Genomic DNA, 17555 nt, shown 5'->3' with positions numbered 1-17555 from the left:
CTGTAAAAATACACGAGAAAAAGTATTAGTTCGTCGATATTACCCCAATCCCACCCCCCGTGCATCCTCCCGGACACCTCTCCCGTAACAGTGCTCGCAGAGCTTCACGCCAGCCTCGCGGTCGATCCACACCGCCTTCGCAATCCCGCACACCGAGCACTTCCCCACATCTGCCGTAACCCTTGTACACCGGGAAACATCAACCGTTCCCGGCAGCGGGACCGATGCCATCTGCTCCGCTTTCACCGCATCGTTATAGCACGAACGGCAGATCCGCCGCGCCTCCTGCTGGTCCCTGGGCCGGGCCCGGCGCTCTTTGGTATATTTTTCAATATACCGGGAGCCTTTGTTCCCGCAGGACCAGCACGGGGTCTTCGGCTCCGGGGGCTCGAGTTTTTTGTAATCACCGGCCCCGATTGTCCGGTACTGTTTTGCTGCAGGAGTGGTCGTTTGCTGCACCGGTGCGGCACTTTTGCTGCAAGTGCAGCAATCAATCGGAAGATGATGGGGTGTGATATTTTCCGATCCGGTCGTTTTTTGCGGAGATCGATTTTCGTTTGCTGCAATTGCGGAATTATGGAGACACTGTGATGTGTCCGGACCTGATTGCTGAGTAGCAGTATAATTCCGGTTTTGCAGCAAATCACCTTCTCTTAGTACAGAATTATTATCAATATCAGTACCATTGCAGGAAGCGGACGCACCGGAAGCGCCTTTTTCATTTGCTGCAGTTGCAGCAAAAGTGCAGGAAACCTGCCGCAATGCAGCAAACGAACCTCCATCGCCATCCTTCGGATCGCGATCGAGCCAGCAGGCCCCGCCGCCATTCCACTGCCGATACAATTCCCGGTTCCATTCGAACGCCTCGGTCCTGCGGCGGACCGCATACCCGTCACTCTCTGTTACGGTCACTGTGCGGTCGGTGAATGAGAGGGCCGGGCACTTTTCGAGAAGCCCGGTGTAGTTCCTGCCCCGGCTGTCATAGCCTTTCACCGTTTTGTAGATGCTGGAGTATGACCAGCCGGTGAGCTGTTGCAGGTCCTGGATCGTGAACTCGTCCCGGCCAGCTTTGTCGATTACAGTGAGCAGGTCCGATTCCTTCTTTGTCATCTTCGATTCCTGCCCGCCTGCAGTTCCATTCAGAAGGGTGAAAACATCATTAGCTGCCGCAAAATCCGCTTCATTTGCATACACGCAGAGCGTTCCGTCTTCGCTCGTCTTCTGCTGCCGCTGCATGAAGAAGAGGACCGCGTGGCTCTTGATAAGGTCATAAAGCATGTCAGGGTTGCGCCGGTTGCAGATGGCGTTAAACCTGATCCGCTTTGAATAGGGTATGATTACCCAAATCGTCTGCTCGTGCAGAATCTCCCAGATGGACCGGCACGTTATCAGCTCATCGGACTCCTCAATGAAAGAGTCCGGGTCCAGCATCTCCCGGGTTTGCTTCGCCGCAAGCACCCGGGCATCCTGCTCAGCTGATTCGTCAATCCAGCAGGTGAGCATCCGGTTCATCACCTGATCGTCACCGGTCCCTTCCTTCTTTGCGATCCACCAGACACACCGCTCGGGGATTGTGCAGACCCGCGAGGTCAGGTCCTTGGTAACCGTCGTGTGCGTGATCGGCTCGTGGAAGTTCGAGGTCGCGGACTTCAGGATCTCCTGAATGCCATCTGAGAGCTCGGTGTCGTCGCTCATCAGGACCGTTCGGGGTTGGAGATCTTTCATGTAATAGAGCGCCTTGTTGCTTACTGTGCCTTTCACTTTATACCGGTCGGGCACTTGGCGCATCATCTTCCGGAAGGCGTGGGTTTTGCCCTTGCCGGAGTCACCGGTCACCGAGACATGCAGCCCGTCCGAATTCTTCACGGCCTGTGACGCCATCGAGAGGATCATGCAGCGGGCGAGGATCTCGTCGCCGACATGCTCCTGGGCAAAGGTCCGGAGCATCAGCGCCACCGGGTCGCCGTGTTCCAAAACATCGAGAGCTGCTGCCCGGGCATCGGGGTTTGCCGGCACCGGGCCCGGATCCGTAGTCCCTTCCTGCTCTGCTTTTGCTTTCACCCGGTCCTTCCGCCAGGTCTTCTGTTTCTGCTCCCAGTCCTTCCGCTTCGTAGCCCGGTCCGGTTCATACCGCTCGCGGAGTTCCTGCCACCGCTGGGTACCCCCACCGCAGGAAGTGTGTTTGCAGCCGGCAAAAACCGCACCGTTGCCGAACTGGATCGCGAAAGCGCCGTCCTTATGCGCTGAAGAGAACGGGCACTGGTCGAGGGTAAAGAGCGTGCCGCCACTATACGGTTTCTCGGCCCGCACCCCAACGCAATGATCCGAAAGCCAATTGCGAATGTTGAAGCCCTTGCCTTTCGCAGCACCTTGTTGCGGTTGTGCGTGCTGCTCGGTTGGGAGCCTGGCTGCGAGATCCCTGAGATGATCGATTTTCGCGACGCTCAGATCATCAGGAGCCGAGAGGATCCGACTTCTCCGGTACGGACGTTCCGGGGTATTGTCACCCTTCCGCGAAATCGTACCGTAGAGTTTCCAGATACGGGCCGCGTTGAAATTGGCCGTGTCTACGTTCACCCGCTCGTCCGAGAAGAGCGTGTCGAGCGTTGCAAGGCAGCTCTTGACGAGGCCCGTCGCCGCTTCATCGTTCGACAAATCGATGCGGTAGAGCAGGTGGGCCCCGTTGCCGGAGTCAGCCCGGACCGGGTCCGGGAAGCCGAGCCCGGCAATCCAGCGGGCCACCTCATCAGCTTTCGCCAGAGCAAGCCCGTGCTCCTCGTCAGTGCTTGACACGCCGCTCGGTCGCAGCGGGTCGATGTCGATCGGCAGCCAGCAGCGGCGCAGGATATCCGCGTCGCTCGTCGTGCTGTCTTTCTTGCCCAGGCGCATCTTGATCCGGTTCGCCCGGCGCGAGAGCAGGGCCGGGTTCACCTCGTTCAGCGTGACGTAGATGCCGTGTACTGAGCTGTCGGTATCGAGCGGCTCCACGGCCCGCACGAGCGCGGCAGGATCGCTGAAGTAGCCGCTGTGGGTGTACTGATCGGTGAGTGCCCGGACCTCGACGACCTGCCCGGGCCCGGCTAATCGGGCGACTGCATCACGAAGCAGACCATCCACACGTCACCACCCGGGTCCCTGCTGCGGTCTGCGGCGAATAAATTGCCAGGTCAGCCATGCCCGTCGCCTTCTTCGGGTGCAGGCTCCTCCTGCTTCACCCGCTCGGCGTGCTCATCGAAGGTCTCGACCTTTACGGTGTACCGGTGATGGAATTTTCGCTCGACAAGAATCTGGAAGACCGCTTCGCCCTTCTTCTTGATCTGGTCCGCGATCGCTTTCGGGATCAGGTAGAGCGGGATGCCCTCAATCTTCTCGGTTGTGACTGCCGGCTTCTTCTCTTCATCGGGCATAGGCTGCCACCTCGCGAATCTCGGAAGGCAGCACCTCGAAACAGTGGATTGAACCGTTCGGGGAAACGACCCAGACCTCGCAGCGGATGAAAACATTGCCCGGGTACATTGTCAGCAACGATCGGAACTGGCAGATCTCGAATCGGCAGAACGATTCGACGTAAGGCGCACTGACCGAACCGTAGGCAATCCTGATCTTCACACAGAGTGCTTCGTAATTGCCCCGCAGCCCGATAAGATGGAGCGGGATATAGCGCGAAAGGAAACTGCTCTCGACCGGCAGGACCGGCTCGTAGCCCCGGGAGACGAGCAGTTCAGTTGCCCGTTCTTTTGAGGCGATGAATGCATTCTGGGCAATCATTCCGCACCTCCGGCCCGACCGGCCTTTTCATTAGGTGAAAAAATTTCCCGTATGCCATCGCGGGTGATCTCGAACTGCTGGAACTGATCCGATGGAATTGAAATCCAGACTTCGAACCGGGAAGGTTTGAGGCCCTGCGGGAGCTGCGCGAAGAATTTCTTCATGCGTCTCATCTCGTCCCGGCAGAATTCTTCAGCTTCCATCAATGAGGCCAGAGGATGCAGAGCGATCTTCAGCTTTACCATCACGTTGTCAATGGTCCCGTCGTCCAGTTCCTTGCGGGCGGTCAGGTGATAGGGGATGTACCGGGAATTCCGGACAAGGTCGCTCACGATCACCGGCTCATACCCCAGGTCCAGGAGAATGTTGCCGGCCTGCTGTTCCAGCGTGCTTATACGGTGGACGGCAGTCATGCCACACCTCCGGCCCGGGAAACCACGGGGCCGTTCAGTGAGAGTTTCGGGATCTCCCGTACGGTATCCATCAGGATCTCAAAGCACCGGAACCCGTGCGTCAGCGAGTAAATCCAGATCTCGTAATGGAACCCTGCTTCCCCGATGTGGCGGGCGATGTGCTTACGGAACTGCGCAAGGTCAAGGCCGCACTTTGCCATGATTATATCGACAGTGGAGGGGAGGTGCGAGAATTTACGGATGCGGATGAACCGCGTCTCACCCGAGGGCCGGGTTGCGACGAGATGAGCAGGGGGGAATTTTTTGTTGAACCCGGGCGGGATGACCCGAACCGTGTAACCGTGCATCTGGAGCAGCTCGCGGGCTCCTTCCTCGACCAGCGTACCGCGACGGCTGGTCATGAGGTCGCACCTCCCTTGCGCGGAGAAATTATTTCCGGCTCCGGCACATCAGACGGGACCTCAAAGAGGATGCAGGACACATCCTCGCCGAGCGCGACCGCGATAAACCGGTCGCGAGGGAGCATATACCGGATTTTCCCGACCGCGATGATGACGGCCCGACCTGACGGGTTGAGATATGCAGTACCGGCTACCGGGGGGATTCCCTCCGGGACCGGCCCTTTCTTCAGCACCGGAACGTGGTCGCCAACGAAGAGGAGCATTCCCAGTTCCTCGGGGCAGATATAATATCGCTCGCCCCAGATCCGGACATGGACGGACCCATCGCTTCCGGTCATGACGAGACCGGCGGAAAAATGGCTCATGCTTTTCCTCCGGTAACTCCCGCCGATTCAGTGAGGGATTTAAAGTCAGAAACAAAATTATGTATGGCAGTCTCACGGCATGACTGGGTAAGTTTCGCTTGTGAGCTGCCACTTAACTGTGCCTGCATGGTGCCTCCTCTTTTGTGACGATCTTCCAGCGACCGTGTTCAACCATCTTCTTGCCGATGCCGTAGAAACCGGACCGCTTCTCGTAAGCGTCCACGGCTTCCTGAGTGACTCGCAGGGGTTCGCGAGCAATACCGTTCTGCATTTTTTCACCGTTGTTTGTGTGTTTTGTTCAGCCACATTCCATGAATTTTGAAAATTCCGGGTCTGATCAGAGCCACGGCTATCGTCCGGTAAACGACCGTTTTTGTCGAAACGGCAGGTGACCTATCGGACAATCGCCATGACAGAAACCCGACTATCGGTTATCAGCTACTACTGACGATCACCAAAGTAGGTGAAGAGCGAAAAGATTGGGGCGTGGCTGCTCGTCAGTCTGCACCACTGGCCCTTGTTCATCGCACGTCCGGTTTTGGACTTGTATCGGTTCTTCTGGACCGGGCATTTTTCCGGAGCCTCGGGTTCAGGCTGGCCGATCAAAACAAGGAATTTTGTTTTGACGGATTTTGCCGCTGCCTTAATCCGAACGCTCGTCTTTTTGAAGAATTCCCAGAGCATTGTAATACTTTTATAAATTCGCAGTTGTTTAAAGGGTTTTCTGAACCAGCAGGTTAGCTGACCGCTTTTTGTCGTACAAGTTAAACGAAAATAGCGGTTTTTCGTTCAAAAAAAAGTGGTGCGCGGCTGGAATTTTTAAAAAATGTTCAGGCTCTCATCAATATTGTGGTCGGAAGTTTTAGAGCGGTGGGGGGTGCCGCAAAAAAAATTCACCCACATTGATATCAAAATATTTTGAAGATGAAGAAAAAAAGTACTGCATTTTAGAAACAAATTTTTTATCCGTGTAAAATTTATTCTTAAAAACCAACAGTTTTCTATGAAATATGAATATGCGTTGGATGAGCAACTGGGTCCAATCATGTATATTCAAATACGAAATCGAAGATATGGATTGTGTTTCTGCCATCGAAGAAAAGACCGCACTATAAATTTTTTTGGTCTTGAAAATTATCTTTGTTCAAGATGCATGGGGCTTATGTTCGGGGGGATTCTTGGAATACTATTGATGTGGATTCGCATTGAAATACCACTAATATTACTGATTTTGTTAATGATTCCAATGCTTATTGATGGTTTTTTGCAACTTTTTTCTCTTCGGGAAAGTAATAATTTTATCCGGTTAATAACCGGGTTTGGTTTCGGTCTAGCTTTGCCATTGTTGATCAATTTTTTAATTTCTTACATACTGTAAAAAAATTTATCCAATTTCCATTTATTATCTTCAAAAACCAAGGGTATTTGCTCAGTACGACTAATTTGAATGCCATTCTTCGATTGCCAAATTATATCGACAGTTACTGTGGCATATTTCCCCTGTTTTTTTGTTTCCCCAATTTTATAATCAAAGATTGTCCATTCTGATCTCACGGAAGAAACCACAATACCAACCTCTTGTTTCGACATGGTTGAGGTTGCATTTTTTGATAAATAATCATATAACGAATCAGCAGAAATTTTCACTGGAAAGGTCGAACCTACATGCTGATACGCGAATAAATATGTGCTTAATGCCTCTCCAGGCTCACCAGATTTTGCCGTTGTTGAACTTACCTCAGATGACGCTGAATTTGTCAATGAATTGGAATTAGTGGTTGAAGATGTAGATCCATGCGTTATTGATGAGAAAATCGCACTTATTACAATGAGTAAAATTATTCCACCACAACAAAGAGCCGCAACGCTTGGTTTTTGATTTGATATTGTCGGTAACGTGAAATTAAATTTTTTTCCAACCTGTTCATTATTGAGAGGGATATTTCGTGATTCTTTAGTTTTTGTGTAAGGAATATTAGTATCTGCATATTGAGTTTTCCGAGCAGGTAAGGTAATTTTTTCAGTTGATATTTTTGAAGATTCTTCAGCATATTTTCCTTTTCCATTATTCTGATAATTTACAATTGGTTGGGCGGGAGGACTGATTTTTGTGCCGCAACGATTGCAAAACGACGAACCATCGATTACTCTATTCCCACACCGGCTGCAAAAAAAAGTATCAGATTGTTGATCAATTACATCAGAATTTACAGGAGAACCTATAATTCCATTTGAGGGTATTTTGCTATTTGACTGGATTAAGTTATTAATTTCTGTGATCCATTGATTTCGTTCATTTTCATGGTCTGGAGAGAAATTAAAAATCATTTTCTTGTTTTCACCAGATTGTGAGAGAATGAATAGGAGGATGGTTGGATCTCCGACAAGCCCAGATTCTGCTTTTACTTTTTGAACTTCGGATAATGTGATGTCGTTTTGTTTTTGAGTGGAAGAATTATAGAGGGCAATTCGATAGTTTGTTAAAATTACACGAAATTGAACCCCTTTTATCGAAATTGACGAAGAGTCCAAAATAATTTGCTCATCTGTATCAGAATTAGGATTTGTCATGCTTGCAAACTCTAAATTGCGAATAATTCAATATGAAGGTGTTGTTTTAGTCGTAAAACCGAATCAAGAATATTTAACATTTCAATATCCTTTTTTTTTACAAACCTCAGCCAAAATTCCGAAACGAAGCCATTTTTGTTTTACACGATTAAATAGCAGGATTTAAGCCCATTATTGAATGATTCATTTAATGAGCGAAAATGGTTAAAAAATGCACAAATTGTGGTGCTCCCGCAAAAGACGATCAAGCACTTTTTTGCAATAAGTGTGGTTCTAAAATCCCTGAAGGACCATTTAACGAATTCCCCATTTGCAATAATTGCGGAACACCCGCAATTGACGATCAAGCTGTGTTTTGTAACCGATGCGGGAATCCATTTAGCGATGCTCCTCAAGATGAGAAGATTACTTTCAATAAAATCGAGACTTTACCCAAAAATAGGGGAATTGCAACCAAAAAGATTGAAGAAACCCGATGCACATGTTCTGCTTGTGGAAATGTTTGGTTTTTTGGTAAGAAAGAGGTCTATGAAAATTATTCTAAAATACTAAGAAACGCAGGAAAAAATATTTCTGGAGCCACATGTTGCTGTTGGCCAATGTCGTATATGGGTCGGGAACAAACGGATATGGGAAAATGTCCACGTTGTGGTTCAAAAGCAGTAAAAAAGGAACAAATAATCCATGAAGTTGAATGAAATACCGGTGTTTATCTGCATTTATTTGATAACATTCTATCAATTTTTTTTATCCCCACACTTAAGGAAACGGGGTGTGCGATGTCGTTTTCATCCGACATGTTCAAACTATGGAATTTTGGCAATTCAAAAGTACGGCGTTTTCATAGGTATTAGGAAAACCTGGAATAGACTTTATCGTTGCCGCCCTGACAATTTGGAGAGTTGTATTGATTATCCGTAATTTTACCCCGGTTTGAATCAAACATCGAATAACCGATGTTAAAATTGCTTTCTGCCTCAAAAAAATTAAACTGTAGAAGATACAAGAACAAGACCGTATGCGGCGGTTGTGCTCCCTGTTTTAATGACACTCCCATCTTTCACAATTTCTACCTTTAATTCCGAATTGGAATTATCTTTTTTCTGGAATGATGCTGATACAGCATAATTCGGATTAGTTAAAGTGTATGTTTGAGGCCCGGAACCATCTACAGATTGCAATGCCCCAACTTCCCCGTATGAACCCTGCCACAATCCATCATAATATACTTTGATTTGAACATTTTTCGATGATGATGAGACTGGCTGATAGCTACTTGCTCCTCCATAAATTGATGAAGCAACTGCAACGACTCCATATGCTGCGGTTGTGCTACCTGATTTCAGAACCTGACCATTTTTAAGAATTTCAATTTTTAATTCATCTTGTGAATTATCTTTCTTCTGGAATGACGTTGAAATGATGCTACTGGGGTTATCGAGTGTAATTGTTTTCGATCCGGTACCATCAATGGACTGCATCGCTCCTGCATCTCCATAAGCTCCGGACCACACCCCACTATATGTAATTCTTATTTGAACTCCGGTTGAGGCTGAGCTTGAAGTGGGGGAAGAAGCCGTTGAATATGTGTTTTGAACGGCATTTTGGACTGTATTTGATGTACCACCGATTCTCGCTATTTTCTTCAGGTAAATTTTTTCAACAGCAGAACGGGATAATGTTCGTTGTGATGGATTTGTTAGTGCCTGCCATCCACCATCAGAACTTTTCGAAACATCGTAAATTTTGTAGGAGTCTGTTGCAGCATCGTAACTGGCAACAGCGACCGTGGTTGTGATAGATGAATCCGCTTTCGCTAAAACATCTCCGGCATTAAATTTTTGCTGAGTAAGTGTTGGTGTTGTTGATGCTCCAACATTTGAATTACCGCTATCAGAAGTACACCCAGCAAAAATAATACTCAATATACAAAGAATCGACAGAACAAAAAAAATACTTTTTTTCATTTTTGTTAATTTTTAGTTAATCACCTTAAATTTTGCCATTTCATTTCCGATCAATATATTCGTTGTTGAGCGACCAAAAAGGCAATAATTAATTGTTCTTAAAATGAGACCGAGTTTTCCCGTAGCCGTAAAAATTCAAAATTCCCCTTTCCTCTTCATCTCCGCGATCCTTTCATCAATCAGCTGCCGCAGGATATCCGGGTTGTCCCGGATGACGCTTTGCTGGATCCCTTCATCAGTATCAATCACAATGTCCGTTAACCGCTGGCCGCACGAGAAGCAGTAGTTCGAGACAGGCGGGTTAATCTTCCGGCAGTGTGGGCACTGGACCGGCTCCAGCCGTGTCGTGGCATTGTCGTTGTCCGTGACGCTGATGCCGTAGGATTCGAGCATCGCGGAGTCGATGTCCTGCCCGGTGAGATGGGCGTAGGTCCGGAACATATCGGTGCTGATGTTGCCCCACATCATGAGCTTGATCACGCTCTCCGGGACCTTCTCCTTGATCAGATGCGTAATCCGGCTATGGCGGAAGATATGCGGCGTGATGTGCTTGCTGATGCCGGCAGTCTTCGCGATACACTTGAGCCGCTTGTTGATGGTCGCATGGATGAGGGGCTTGCTGCGTTCGTTCACGAACACCAGCCGCTCCCCATTCGGGTCCGGCTTGTAGCAGGCCCGCCACTGCGCCAGGTATTCCCGGGCCATGATGAGCCGGACGTACCGGGGCATGTTGGTCTTGAAGTTCACGTTCGCGATGATGCCATATTTATCGAACGTGAGATCGCCCCAGGTCATGGTTCCGATCTCGCCAATCCGGAACCCGCCTTCATAGAGCATCATGATGAGCGCCCGGTCCATGGTGCGTGTGCACGCCTTCATCATCGCGGTGATCTCATCGGGAGTCAGCAGGTCAGCGGCGACTTTGGTCATGGTGTCCTTGGGGGGCGTCCGGAGTTTGTGGATCTTGCTTTCAGTAAGCGGGGAATATTTGTTGTCAATCATCCAGAGGTAAAACTGTTTGAGGATGGCGATGAAATCGCTGATGGTGTTCTGCTTGAATGGCTTCTCACGGCTGCTCTTTGCATTTCTCAGCTCAGGGATTGCCGCGTATAGATCGCCGATGGTGTTGTCAGCATACGGCCCGATGAACCGGCGCCAGGAGATCAGCGTGAAGGTGAGTTTGTTCGCCCGCCCGGTGCTGATGTTCTTGCAGGACCGGAGTTCTGCAATGAATTCCCGGACCTGTGCGGCATCCACCGTCGTGATGGTAAAGTCCTGAAGGGCGGCTTTGATTGCGTTTTCTGCCAGATCAGTTCTGACCGGATGAAAAGAGCTGCTCGTAAGCAACTGAGCGACTGGGTAAGTCATAGAGAAGTGTCTGAAATAACGGGTTTAAAAAGAAGACTGAACGATTCTAACTTCGCATCCAGATGCGAGGGATGGGATTCGAACCCAAGAACTCCTACGAGACTAGGCCCTCAACCTAGCGCCTTTGACCTGGCTTGGCTACCCTCGCGTTTGTGCCATAACAAAGAGGTTGTCAATCTTATAAAATGTTGTGCAAGATCTCTCTCTCTTTCGGGGAGTTCCTGCAGGTCCCGCATCGGTGACACGTCGGAACCTGTCGGAATACGGCGGGCAGGGAGCGCCAGATCCCTGTTAAGAAAACCAACGACATCAATGATCCCGGACCATCATCGCTGTATATAAATAGGCGTCTTTCCCAGTGGTGAGTATGTGGTCTGATATCATCCAAGAGTTTGCAGACTCCCCCTCCCAGAGCCGGGTAGTCCGTTTCCTTCTCGAGAACGGGTTCGGCGTCACGGATGACGGGCGGATCAGCTGTAACGGCATAGAGATGCCCGCAACTGCCGTGGCAAAAGCCATCGGATCCGACCGGCGGGTTGTGGATTCCACAGCGCGGCGTATCCTCGAACGCCCGATGCTCCGGGATATTTTTCTCAACATGCGGGCAACACCGGACCTGTCCAAAGTTGCCGAGTCGCTTGGGTTTACGGTGATAACGGTCCTTCCCAAGAATGCGAACGAGCGCGGGATAGTCGGTGCCGCAGTACGGGTCCTTTCCGATCACCTGCTCTCTATCCGGCAGATCTTTGTTACCGACCCGGAATTCTCTGAAGAGCCGAAGCTCGTGATCATTGTTGAGGATCCACTCCCCCGTGGCGTCATAGAGGAGATCCGGGCCCTGCCCCAGGTCCGGCAGGTTATCATCTGATCAACTCTTACCAGAGTTGAATTGGGAAGATCCGTTATTCTCAGAAAACATTCCGGAGATCGTTATCCGGCATTCATTTACCGGATAAAAAACCGGTTCACCCGGTTGATCCTTTATTCAGTAACCCATCCGATCCTTTTATCACCATCAGCGTGATGTCGTCAAACTGGGGCATATCGCCTGTGAACGTACTGACCGCATCGAGTATCTTTTCAAGAATATCCCGTGAGGGCATATGGGCATTCCTGCGGATTATGGAATAGAGCCGCTCTTCGCCAAACAGTTCTTCGTTCTTATTGATGGACTCCGTGACACCGTCCGTATACATGACAATGACATCCTCAGGTCCTATCTCAACGGTCCGGGAAAAATAATTCCGGTTCTCGACAGCGCCAAGGACAATGCCCGTGGGCATGAGTTCCTCCAGGGATCCAGTGAGACTCCGGTACACAATCGGGGGATTGTGGCCGGCATTGACATAGGTGAGGGTCCGGTCCTTCTCCGAGAGGGTTCCATAGAAGAGCGTAACAAACATGCCGGCCTTTGAATCCTGCGCAATAATATTATTGGAATCATAGATAGCTCTCGCCGGATCGCGGTGCCAGAGGGCATTTACCCGGACCACAATCCGCGACAATGCCATAAAGAGTGCTGCGGGTACGCCTTTTCCGGACACATCGGCGATAATAAGGCCAAGCGTTCCTTTCGCGAGGGGGATTATCTCGAACGGTATCACGTCAAAAAAATCACCGCCAACTTCTTTTGCCATAACGCTCTTGGCGGCAATGTCGAACCCGCTGATCTGGGGTATGACATCCGGCATGAAACTCTGCTGGATCTCGGCAGCAATCTGGAGCTCGGCATTCGATCGGGCGAGCCTCCCCTCCATCTCGCGGCGTTCGGTAATATCCCGTATGGTCTCAATTGCCCCGGTGATCTTTCCCTTTGGATCATACAGGGGACTTGCCTTTGCCCAGAAATACCTGCCCGACTTGCCAAGATGGGGAATGAACGTATCGACAACGAGCGTGTCACCTTCCCGTTTTACATGGGTATACCGGCTCTCAACCTCTGCTTCTGGCATGAGTATAAGATTTGCGAGCATAGGCCGGCGATCCATGTAGAAGGGCAGGGAATACTCAAGATCTCCTTTCCCGATCATGGTCTCTGCCGATATACCGGTCAGTTCTTCCATAGCCCGGTTCCATGTGATTGCCACGCCATTGAGGTCGATAGCCAGGGTAGCATCCGGTAAAAAGCTGATGATGTCGGCCAGGCTACGGCGGGAACTGACAATTTCCTGCTCGGCCCGCTTCCGGGCCGTGATATCGCGAATAGTCTCAATAGCCCCGCAGACATTTCCTGCCGGATCATAGAGAGGACTGGCTTTTGCCCAGAAGAACACGCCACCCGGCCGGAATTCCGGTATGAAGATATCGACTACAAGGGTATCACCGATCTTCTCAATTGTATCGTACCGCTCTGCGATCTCCACTTCCGGCATGAATATGAGATTAGCGAGCATTGGTTTCTGCTCGCCATAGAATGGTACCGAATACTCGTATTTCCCTTTCCCGAGCATCGATTCTGCGGGAACCCCGGTCACCTCCTCCATAGCCCTGTTCCATGCGATAACTTTGCCTTCAAGGTCTATGACGAACGTAGCGTCCGGGAGGAAATCGATGATCTCCGACATCTGGCGGGTTTTTTTCACCATCTCCTGCTCGGCTCGTTTCCGGTCCGTGATATCCCGGATAGTCTCAATAGCCCCGCAGACATTTCCTGCCGGATCATAGAGAGGACTTGCCTTTGCCCAGAAGAACACGCCACCCGGCCGGAATTCCGGTATGAAAATATCTACTACAAGGGTATCGCCGATCTTCTCAATTGTATCGTACCTCTCTGCGATCTCCATTTCCGGCATGAAAATGAGATTAGCGAGCATTGGTTTCTGTTCGCCATAGAACGGTACCGAATATTCGTATTTCCCTTTCCCGAGCATCGATTCTGCGGGAACACCTGTCACCACCTCCATCGCACGGTTCCATGCGATAACTTTGCCCTCAAGATCGATCACGAACGTTGCGTCCGGGAGGAAATCGATGATCTCCGACATCTGGCGTGTTTTTTTCACCATCTCCTGCTCGGCCCGCTTCCGGTCGGTGATGTCGCGAATAGTCTCAATAGCCCCGCAGACATTTCCTGCCGGATCATAGAGGGGACTGGCTTTCGCCCAGAAGAACACGCCACCCGGCCGGAAGTTCTGGATGAAGATATCGACCACAAGGGTATCGCCAATCTTCTCTATTGTATCGTACCGCTCTGCAATCTCAATCTCCGGCATGAATATGAGATTAGCGAGCATCGGCTTCTGTTCTCCATAGAACGGGACTGCATACTCATACTTCCCCTTCCCAAGCATCGATTCCGCGGGAACACCGGTCACCTCCTCCATCGCACGGTTCCATGCGATAACTTTGCCCTCAAGATCGATCACGAACGTTGCGTCCGGGAGGAAATCGATGATCTCCGACATCTGGCGTGTTTTTTTCACCATCTCCTGCTCGGCCCGCTTCCGGTCGGTGATATCGCGAATAGTTTCGATAGCCCCGCACACATTACCCGCCGGATCATAAAGTGGACTTGCCTTTGCCCAGAAGAAGACGCCACCCGGGCAGAAATTCTGGATGAAGATATCGACCACAAGGGTATCGCCGATTTTTTCTATCGTATCGTACCGCTCTGCGATCTCCACTTCCGGCATGAATATGAGATTAGCGAGCATCGGTTTCTGTTCGCCATAGAACGGTACCGAATACTCATACTTCCCTTTGCCGAGCATTGCTTCTGCAAGAACCCCGGTCACTTCTTCCATGGCCCTGTTCCATGCAATCACTTTGCCTTCAATGTCGATGACAAACGTAGCGTCCGGTAAAAAGTCGATAACTGCATCATGAAATGATCCACCCGGGGTTTCCATCATCCTGCTCCAATGCAAGAATAAGTTCAGACTGGTATGAATATTCTTCTCTTTATACAAGGTTCCGGAAAAAACATAAATCCGGATTCGTGATCGCATCTGTTTCACGGGCGGGTATGTTTAATGCCGCCCGCGTGGAGAACTGTTATTAAGGAATCTATATGGGAGTCTTCCGGTACGAGAATAAATATTCGGCTCCGACCGCCGAGCAGCGCAAACGGTATATGACCGGGGAACGGGAGGAGCATACGTTTGGTCCCGAGGGAAAGATCCTGCTGATCGCATATGATGAAGCGGTTTACATCAAGGACGATATCGATGAAGTCCGGATCCTCTTTACGGGTATTAAAGACAAGCAGAAAGCGTACGATGAAGTGAGACGGCTTCTCGAATACCACCAGCAGAAGGGGGAGGAAGAATCCCCGTTTAAGACCGCCGGGGATTCCTGAAACATCCATAATCGGGATTACGAACGTACGAGAACCTGACCGTTTCGGGCACTCATTGGGAAGAAGGTACACGTGAGGTAAAAAGACCCGGATATGCGGCTGAACGAAGCCGGGGAAGAAATTTTGGGGATACCCGCGGTATTGTCCGGGAATCAATCTGCAAATCCCCGGGTTTCATGAACTGATTACGGGGTTGTTGCCGGTGACGTGATGGCTGGCAAAATCGGCCCGGAGTATATGCCGGAACCCAGCCACCAGTCATCCCCGCCTTTCTCCACGTACCCGAGTTTCTTTTCTATGGAATTGTTGTGCACCGGATTAATGTAATAATACTCAACAAACCCGGTGCCATTCAGGGCTGCATCGCGGAGTTCATAGATGAACGGGTGCCCCATTGCATCGGGTTCATACAGACGGTTCACGCCAATCTTTTCCGGGTTGACCGGGTGGGCGATAGTAGTCCCGTTGAGATCATAGGCATAAATATAGAGATCCCGCCGGAAGAACGATCCGTTTTTCTTTGAAAATTCTGACAGTGCAGCCTCTTTTCCATGAGCGTTTGCATATGCAACCGCTTCTTTGACAAACGCAACCATTGTCTCGTTTGTTGATGAAGGTGCTGGAATTACCGGAACGCCCGCGGCTTCCGGCCGGGTGCAGCCGGTTGCGAGAAGCAGGAGTGAGAAGATAAGAAAAACTGATATGAGAACGGATCCGGTTTTCATGGAATAATGTTATAGTGACTGCGCATTAAATCGGTAGATTCTGCCAATCAATTATCTGACATTTATCAATGGAAAAAACGGGTTTCGTGCCATCAGTCAGTTGGCCGCAAGCGAGGTAATGAGAGGGTAAACGCACTCCCGCATCCCGGTTCACTTGTTACGGTAATATCCCCCGCAAGAAGCTCTGCCATTTTTTTTGCAACCGGCAGGCTGATCCCGATAAACCCGATCTTTTCGAGGAGCTTGGATTCCTTTGTTACAGTGAACGGCTTGAAGAGGTTTGGCATGATATCCGGCGAGATGACGGCAGATGGACTCCTGATAATAAACCGGTTGTTCTTCTCATCATCATTGGTAGTAATTTCAATGGTTGCGGGCATTGCAGAATACCGGATAATGTTGAAGATCAGGCTTTGTACGATCAAGAAAAAATATTCGTGATCGGTTATTATCTTTAAATTGTCAGGAATCCGGATATCGATCGCGATATCGCTTGAGCTCCGGATTACTGAAATATAGGTATTGAGCAGATTTTTCGGGGATGTCTCACGATACCGGGGTTTAAACCGGGGGAGCATCTGTTCGGGGCCATACCCCAGGTCACTGAGCTTGATGATGTGTTCGATGATCTCCCGCATCTGATCCACATTTTTTGAGCATTTGCCAAGGAGTTTTTGGGCATTGTCGTTGAGGCCGTATGCATCCGGTTCCTCAAGGATCATATGCAGGTATCCCATGATGGGCTGGAGCGGCGTGCGGAGTTCATGGGCCGTAAGGATAATAAATTCCCGTTTGCGGGTCAGTTCGTGCCGTAAATCCTCTTCAATCTTCCGCAGCTCGGTAATATCGAGAAGAGAATAAATCCTGCGGGTAGTTCCCGGAATCATATCGATATTGACGTAGATATTCCGTATATCGCCCTCACGGCTCTTGAACCTGCATTCGTAATGACGGGGTTGTGTGCCGGTATTGCTCCGGACCAGATCGTGGAATTCCGTTACCATGGCAAGGTCGTCCCGGACAATGAACGGCAGCAGGGTGAAGACTTCCGTAAGTTCCACCTTTGAGTACCCCACCAGTTTCTCAAACTCTGCGTTGACAAGAAAGATGGTTAAGTCCTCTTCAACAATCGCCATGGCTGTTCCGGAACTTTCAAAGATTGCCCGGTACATGGCTTCGGACCGGGCAAGACGCTCTTCGGTCTGCCGTCGGTCCTCCTCGATATCAAGGGTCAGGGCAACCGCATCCAGTATCCGTTTCTCCTGTTCATCGAGTTCCCCGCAGGAAAAACTGTCAAGTGCCGCGCTCTCGGTATCGTAGAGAAGGAATATCCGGTTGAACCCCGCAAGGAACAGGACTTCCTGCACCCTGGGATTCATACAGGCAATTTTCAGATCCCCCTGCCTTCTTTTCAGTTTCCGGAGCCAGATCAATATGACGCGGAGGCCGGAGCTGCTGAGGTAATCCAGTCCGGCAAGGTTAAGAACAATCCGGAGATTGCCCTCATCAGCTTCCAGTCCCAGCAGGATATTCAGATCTGCGGAAGTATTGGAATCGAGCCTCCCGGAAAGGCAGATCACATCCGCAGTGCCGGTTCTCTTCCGATGAATCTGCAGGACCGGGGACATTCAATGGTAAATTAATGGGAAGTACTAGATAATAATTGGGAAATCTTCCCCG

Annotated in this window: 19 protein-coding genes and 1 tRNA gene; 5 read left to right on the top strand and 15 right to left on the bottom strand. The window is 50.1% G+C overall.

Going from position 1 to position 17555, the window contains the following annotated elements; genetic code table 11:
* Positions 1-39: 39 nt before the first annotated feature.
* The 8 genes from WC598_RS04040 to WC598_RS04005 form a co-directional block, all read right to left on the bottom strand.
* The gene (locus WC598_RS04040; RefSeq protein ID WP_372960186.1) at positions 40-3117 is read right to left on the bottom strand and encodes a hypothetical protein; all 3078 of its coding nucleotides are present in this window, start codon (positions 3115-3117) and stop codon (positions 40-42) included.
* A gap of 50 nt (positions 3118-3167) precedes the next feature.
* Entirely contained in the window at positions 3168-3407 is a 240-nt protein-coding gene (locus tag WC598_RS04035) for a hypothetical protein (protein ID WP_372960185.1), read from the bottom strand.
* Positions 3397-3768, bottom strand: coding sequence for a hypothetical protein (locus tag WC598_RS04030; RefSeq protein WP_372960184.1), 372 nt, complete (start codon positions 3766-3768; stop codon positions 3397-3399). The genes WC598_RS04035 and WC598_RS04030 overlap by 11 nt, the downstream gene beginning before the upstream one ends.
* Positions 3765-4181 carry a hypothetical protein gene (locus WC598_RS04025; RefSeq protein WP_372960183.1) on the bottom strand — a complete coding sequence of 139 codons (417 nt, stop codon included), beginning with the start codon at positions 4179-4181 and terminating at the stop codon, positions 3765-3767. The genes WC598_RS04030 and WC598_RS04025 overlap by 4 nt, the downstream gene beginning before the upstream one ends.
* A complete protein-coding gene (locus WC598_RS04020) occupies positions 4178-4582 on the bottom strand; it encodes a hypothetical protein (protein ID WP_372960182.1) in 405 nt (134 codons plus the stop codon). The genes WC598_RS04025 and WC598_RS04020 overlap by 4 nt, the downstream gene beginning before the upstream one ends.
* Entirely contained in the window at positions 4579-4947 is a 369-nt protein-coding gene (locus tag WC598_RS04015; protein WP_372960181.1) for a hypothetical protein, read from the bottom strand. The genes WC598_RS04020 and WC598_RS04015 overlap by 4 nt, the downstream gene beginning before the upstream one ends.
* A 112-nt stretch (positions 4948-5059) precedes the next feature.
* Positions 5060-5218, bottom strand: a complete 159-nt coding sequence (locus tag WC598_RS04010; RefSeq protein ID WP_372960180.1) for a hypothetical protein — start codon at positions 5216-5218, stop codon at positions 5060-5062.
* A gap of 170 nt (positions 5219-5388) precedes the next feature.
* Positions 5389-5631, bottom strand: coding sequence for a hypothetical protein (locus WC598_RS04005; protein ID WP_372960179.1), 243 nt, complete (start codon positions 5629-5631; stop codon positions 5389-5391).
* Positions 5632-5950: 319 nt separating this feature from the next.
* On the opposite strand from WC598_RS04005, the gene WC598_RS04000 reads away from it, so the two are divergent.
* Complete coding sequence (locus tag WC598_RS04000; RefSeq protein ID WP_372960178.1) at positions 5951-6325, top strand: DUF2085 domain-containing protein; 375 nt, start codon at positions 5951-5953, stop codon at positions 6323-6325.
* Here WC598_RS04000 and WC598_RS03995 read toward each other — a convergent pair.
* On the bottom strand, positions 6313-7518 hold the full coding sequence (locus WC598_RS03995; protein ID WP_372960177.1) for a zinc ribbon domain-containing protein: 1206 nt from the start codon (positions 7516-7518) through the stop codon (positions 6313-6315). The two genes, WC598_RS04000 and WC598_RS03995, sit on opposite strands and share 13 nt — an antisense overlap.
* Before the next feature lie 200 nt (positions 7519-7718).
* Between WC598_RS03995 and WC598_RS03990 the strand changes: the two genes are divergently transcribed.
* Both WC598_RS03990 and yidD read left to right on the top strand, forming a co-directional pair.
* The gene (locus tag WC598_RS03990) at positions 7719-8216 is read left to right on the top strand and encodes a zinc ribbon domain-containing protein (RefSeq protein ID WP_372960176.1); all 498 of its coding nucleotides are present in this window, start codon (positions 7719-7721) and stop codon (positions 8214-8216) included.
* Positions 8203-8439 carry a membrane protein insertion efficiency factor YidD gene (yidD, locus tag WC598_RS03985; protein WP_372960175.1) on the top strand — a complete coding sequence of 79 codons (237 nt, stop codon included), beginning with the start codon at positions 8203-8205 and terminating at the stop codon, positions 8437-8439. Before WC598_RS03990 ends, yidD begins: the two co-directional genes overlap by 14 nt.
* Positions 8440-8504: 65 nt before the next feature.
* Here yidD and WC598_RS03980 read toward each other — a convergent pair whose 3' ends face one another.
* The 3 genes from WC598_RS03980 to WC598_RS03970 all read right to left on the bottom strand — a co-directional run bounded on the left by WC598_RS03980 (position 8505) and on the right by WC598_RS03970 (position 11001).
* Positions 8505-9485 (bottom strand): hypothetical protein, encoded by a 981-nt coding sequence (locus tag WC598_RS03980; RefSeq protein WP_372960174.1) that lies wholly within the window; start codon positions 9483-9485, stop codon positions 8505-8507.
* Positions 9486-9620: 135 nt separating this feature from the next.
* Positions 9621-10853: a tyrosine-type recombinase/integrase gene (locus WC598_RS03975; RefSeq protein WP_372960173.1), complete on the bottom strand. Its 1233-nt coding sequence runs from the start codon at positions 10851-10853 to the stop codon at positions 9621-9623.
* 63 nt (positions 10854-10916) lie between these two features.
* Positions 10917-11001, bottom strand: a tRNA-Leu gene (locus WC598_RS03970).
* A 219-nt stretch (positions 11002-11220) separates the two neighbouring features.
* On the opposite strand from WC598_RS03970, the gene WC598_RS03965 reads away from it, so the two are divergent.
* Entirely contained in the window at positions 11221-11721 is a 501-nt protein-coding gene (locus WC598_RS03965; RefSeq protein ID WP_372960172.1) for a regulator of amino acid metabolism, contains ACT domain protein, read from the top strand.
* Positions 11722-11818: 97 nt separating this feature from the next.
* Here the strand turns inward: WC598_RS03965 and WC598_RS03960 are convergent, their stop codons facing one another.
* Positions 11819-14704 (bottom strand): PAS domain S-box protein, encoded by a 2886-nt coding sequence (locus WC598_RS03960; RefSeq protein WP_372960171.1) that lies wholly within the window; start codon positions 14702-14704, stop codon positions 11819-11821.
* Between the two features lie 158 nt (positions 14705-14862).
* Here WC598_RS03960 and WC598_RS03955 point away from each other — a divergent pair, with 158 nt between their 5' ends.
* A complete protein-coding gene (locus WC598_RS03955) occupies positions 14863-15150 on the top strand; it encodes a hypothetical protein (RefSeq protein ID WP_372960170.1) in 288 nt (95 codons plus the stop codon).
* A 185-nt stretch (positions 15151-15335) separates the two neighbouring features.
* Here the strand turns inward: WC598_RS03955 and WC598_RS03950 are convergent, their stop codons facing one another.
* The gene (locus tag WC598_RS03950; RefSeq protein ID WP_372960169.1) at positions 15336-15875 is read right to left on the bottom strand and encodes a cache domain-containing protein; all 540 of its coding nucleotides are present in this window, start codon (positions 15873-15875) and stop codon (positions 15336-15338) included.
* Between the two features lie 92 nt (positions 15876-15967).
* A complete protein-coding gene (locus WC598_RS03945; protein ID WP_372960168.1) occupies positions 15968-17503 on the bottom strand; it encodes an anti-sigma factor antagonist in 1536 nt (511 codons plus the stop codon).
* Between the last annotated feature and the right edge of the window lie 52 nt (positions 17504-17555).

Origin of the sequence: Methanoregula sp. (assembly GCF_041645475.1) — an archaeon.
GTDB lineage: Archaea > Halobacteriota > Methanomicrobia > Methanomicrobiales > Methanospirillaceae > Methanoregula.
Note: the sequence above shows the minus strand (reverse complement) of the source record. Positions and strands in the feature narration are given on the sequence as shown.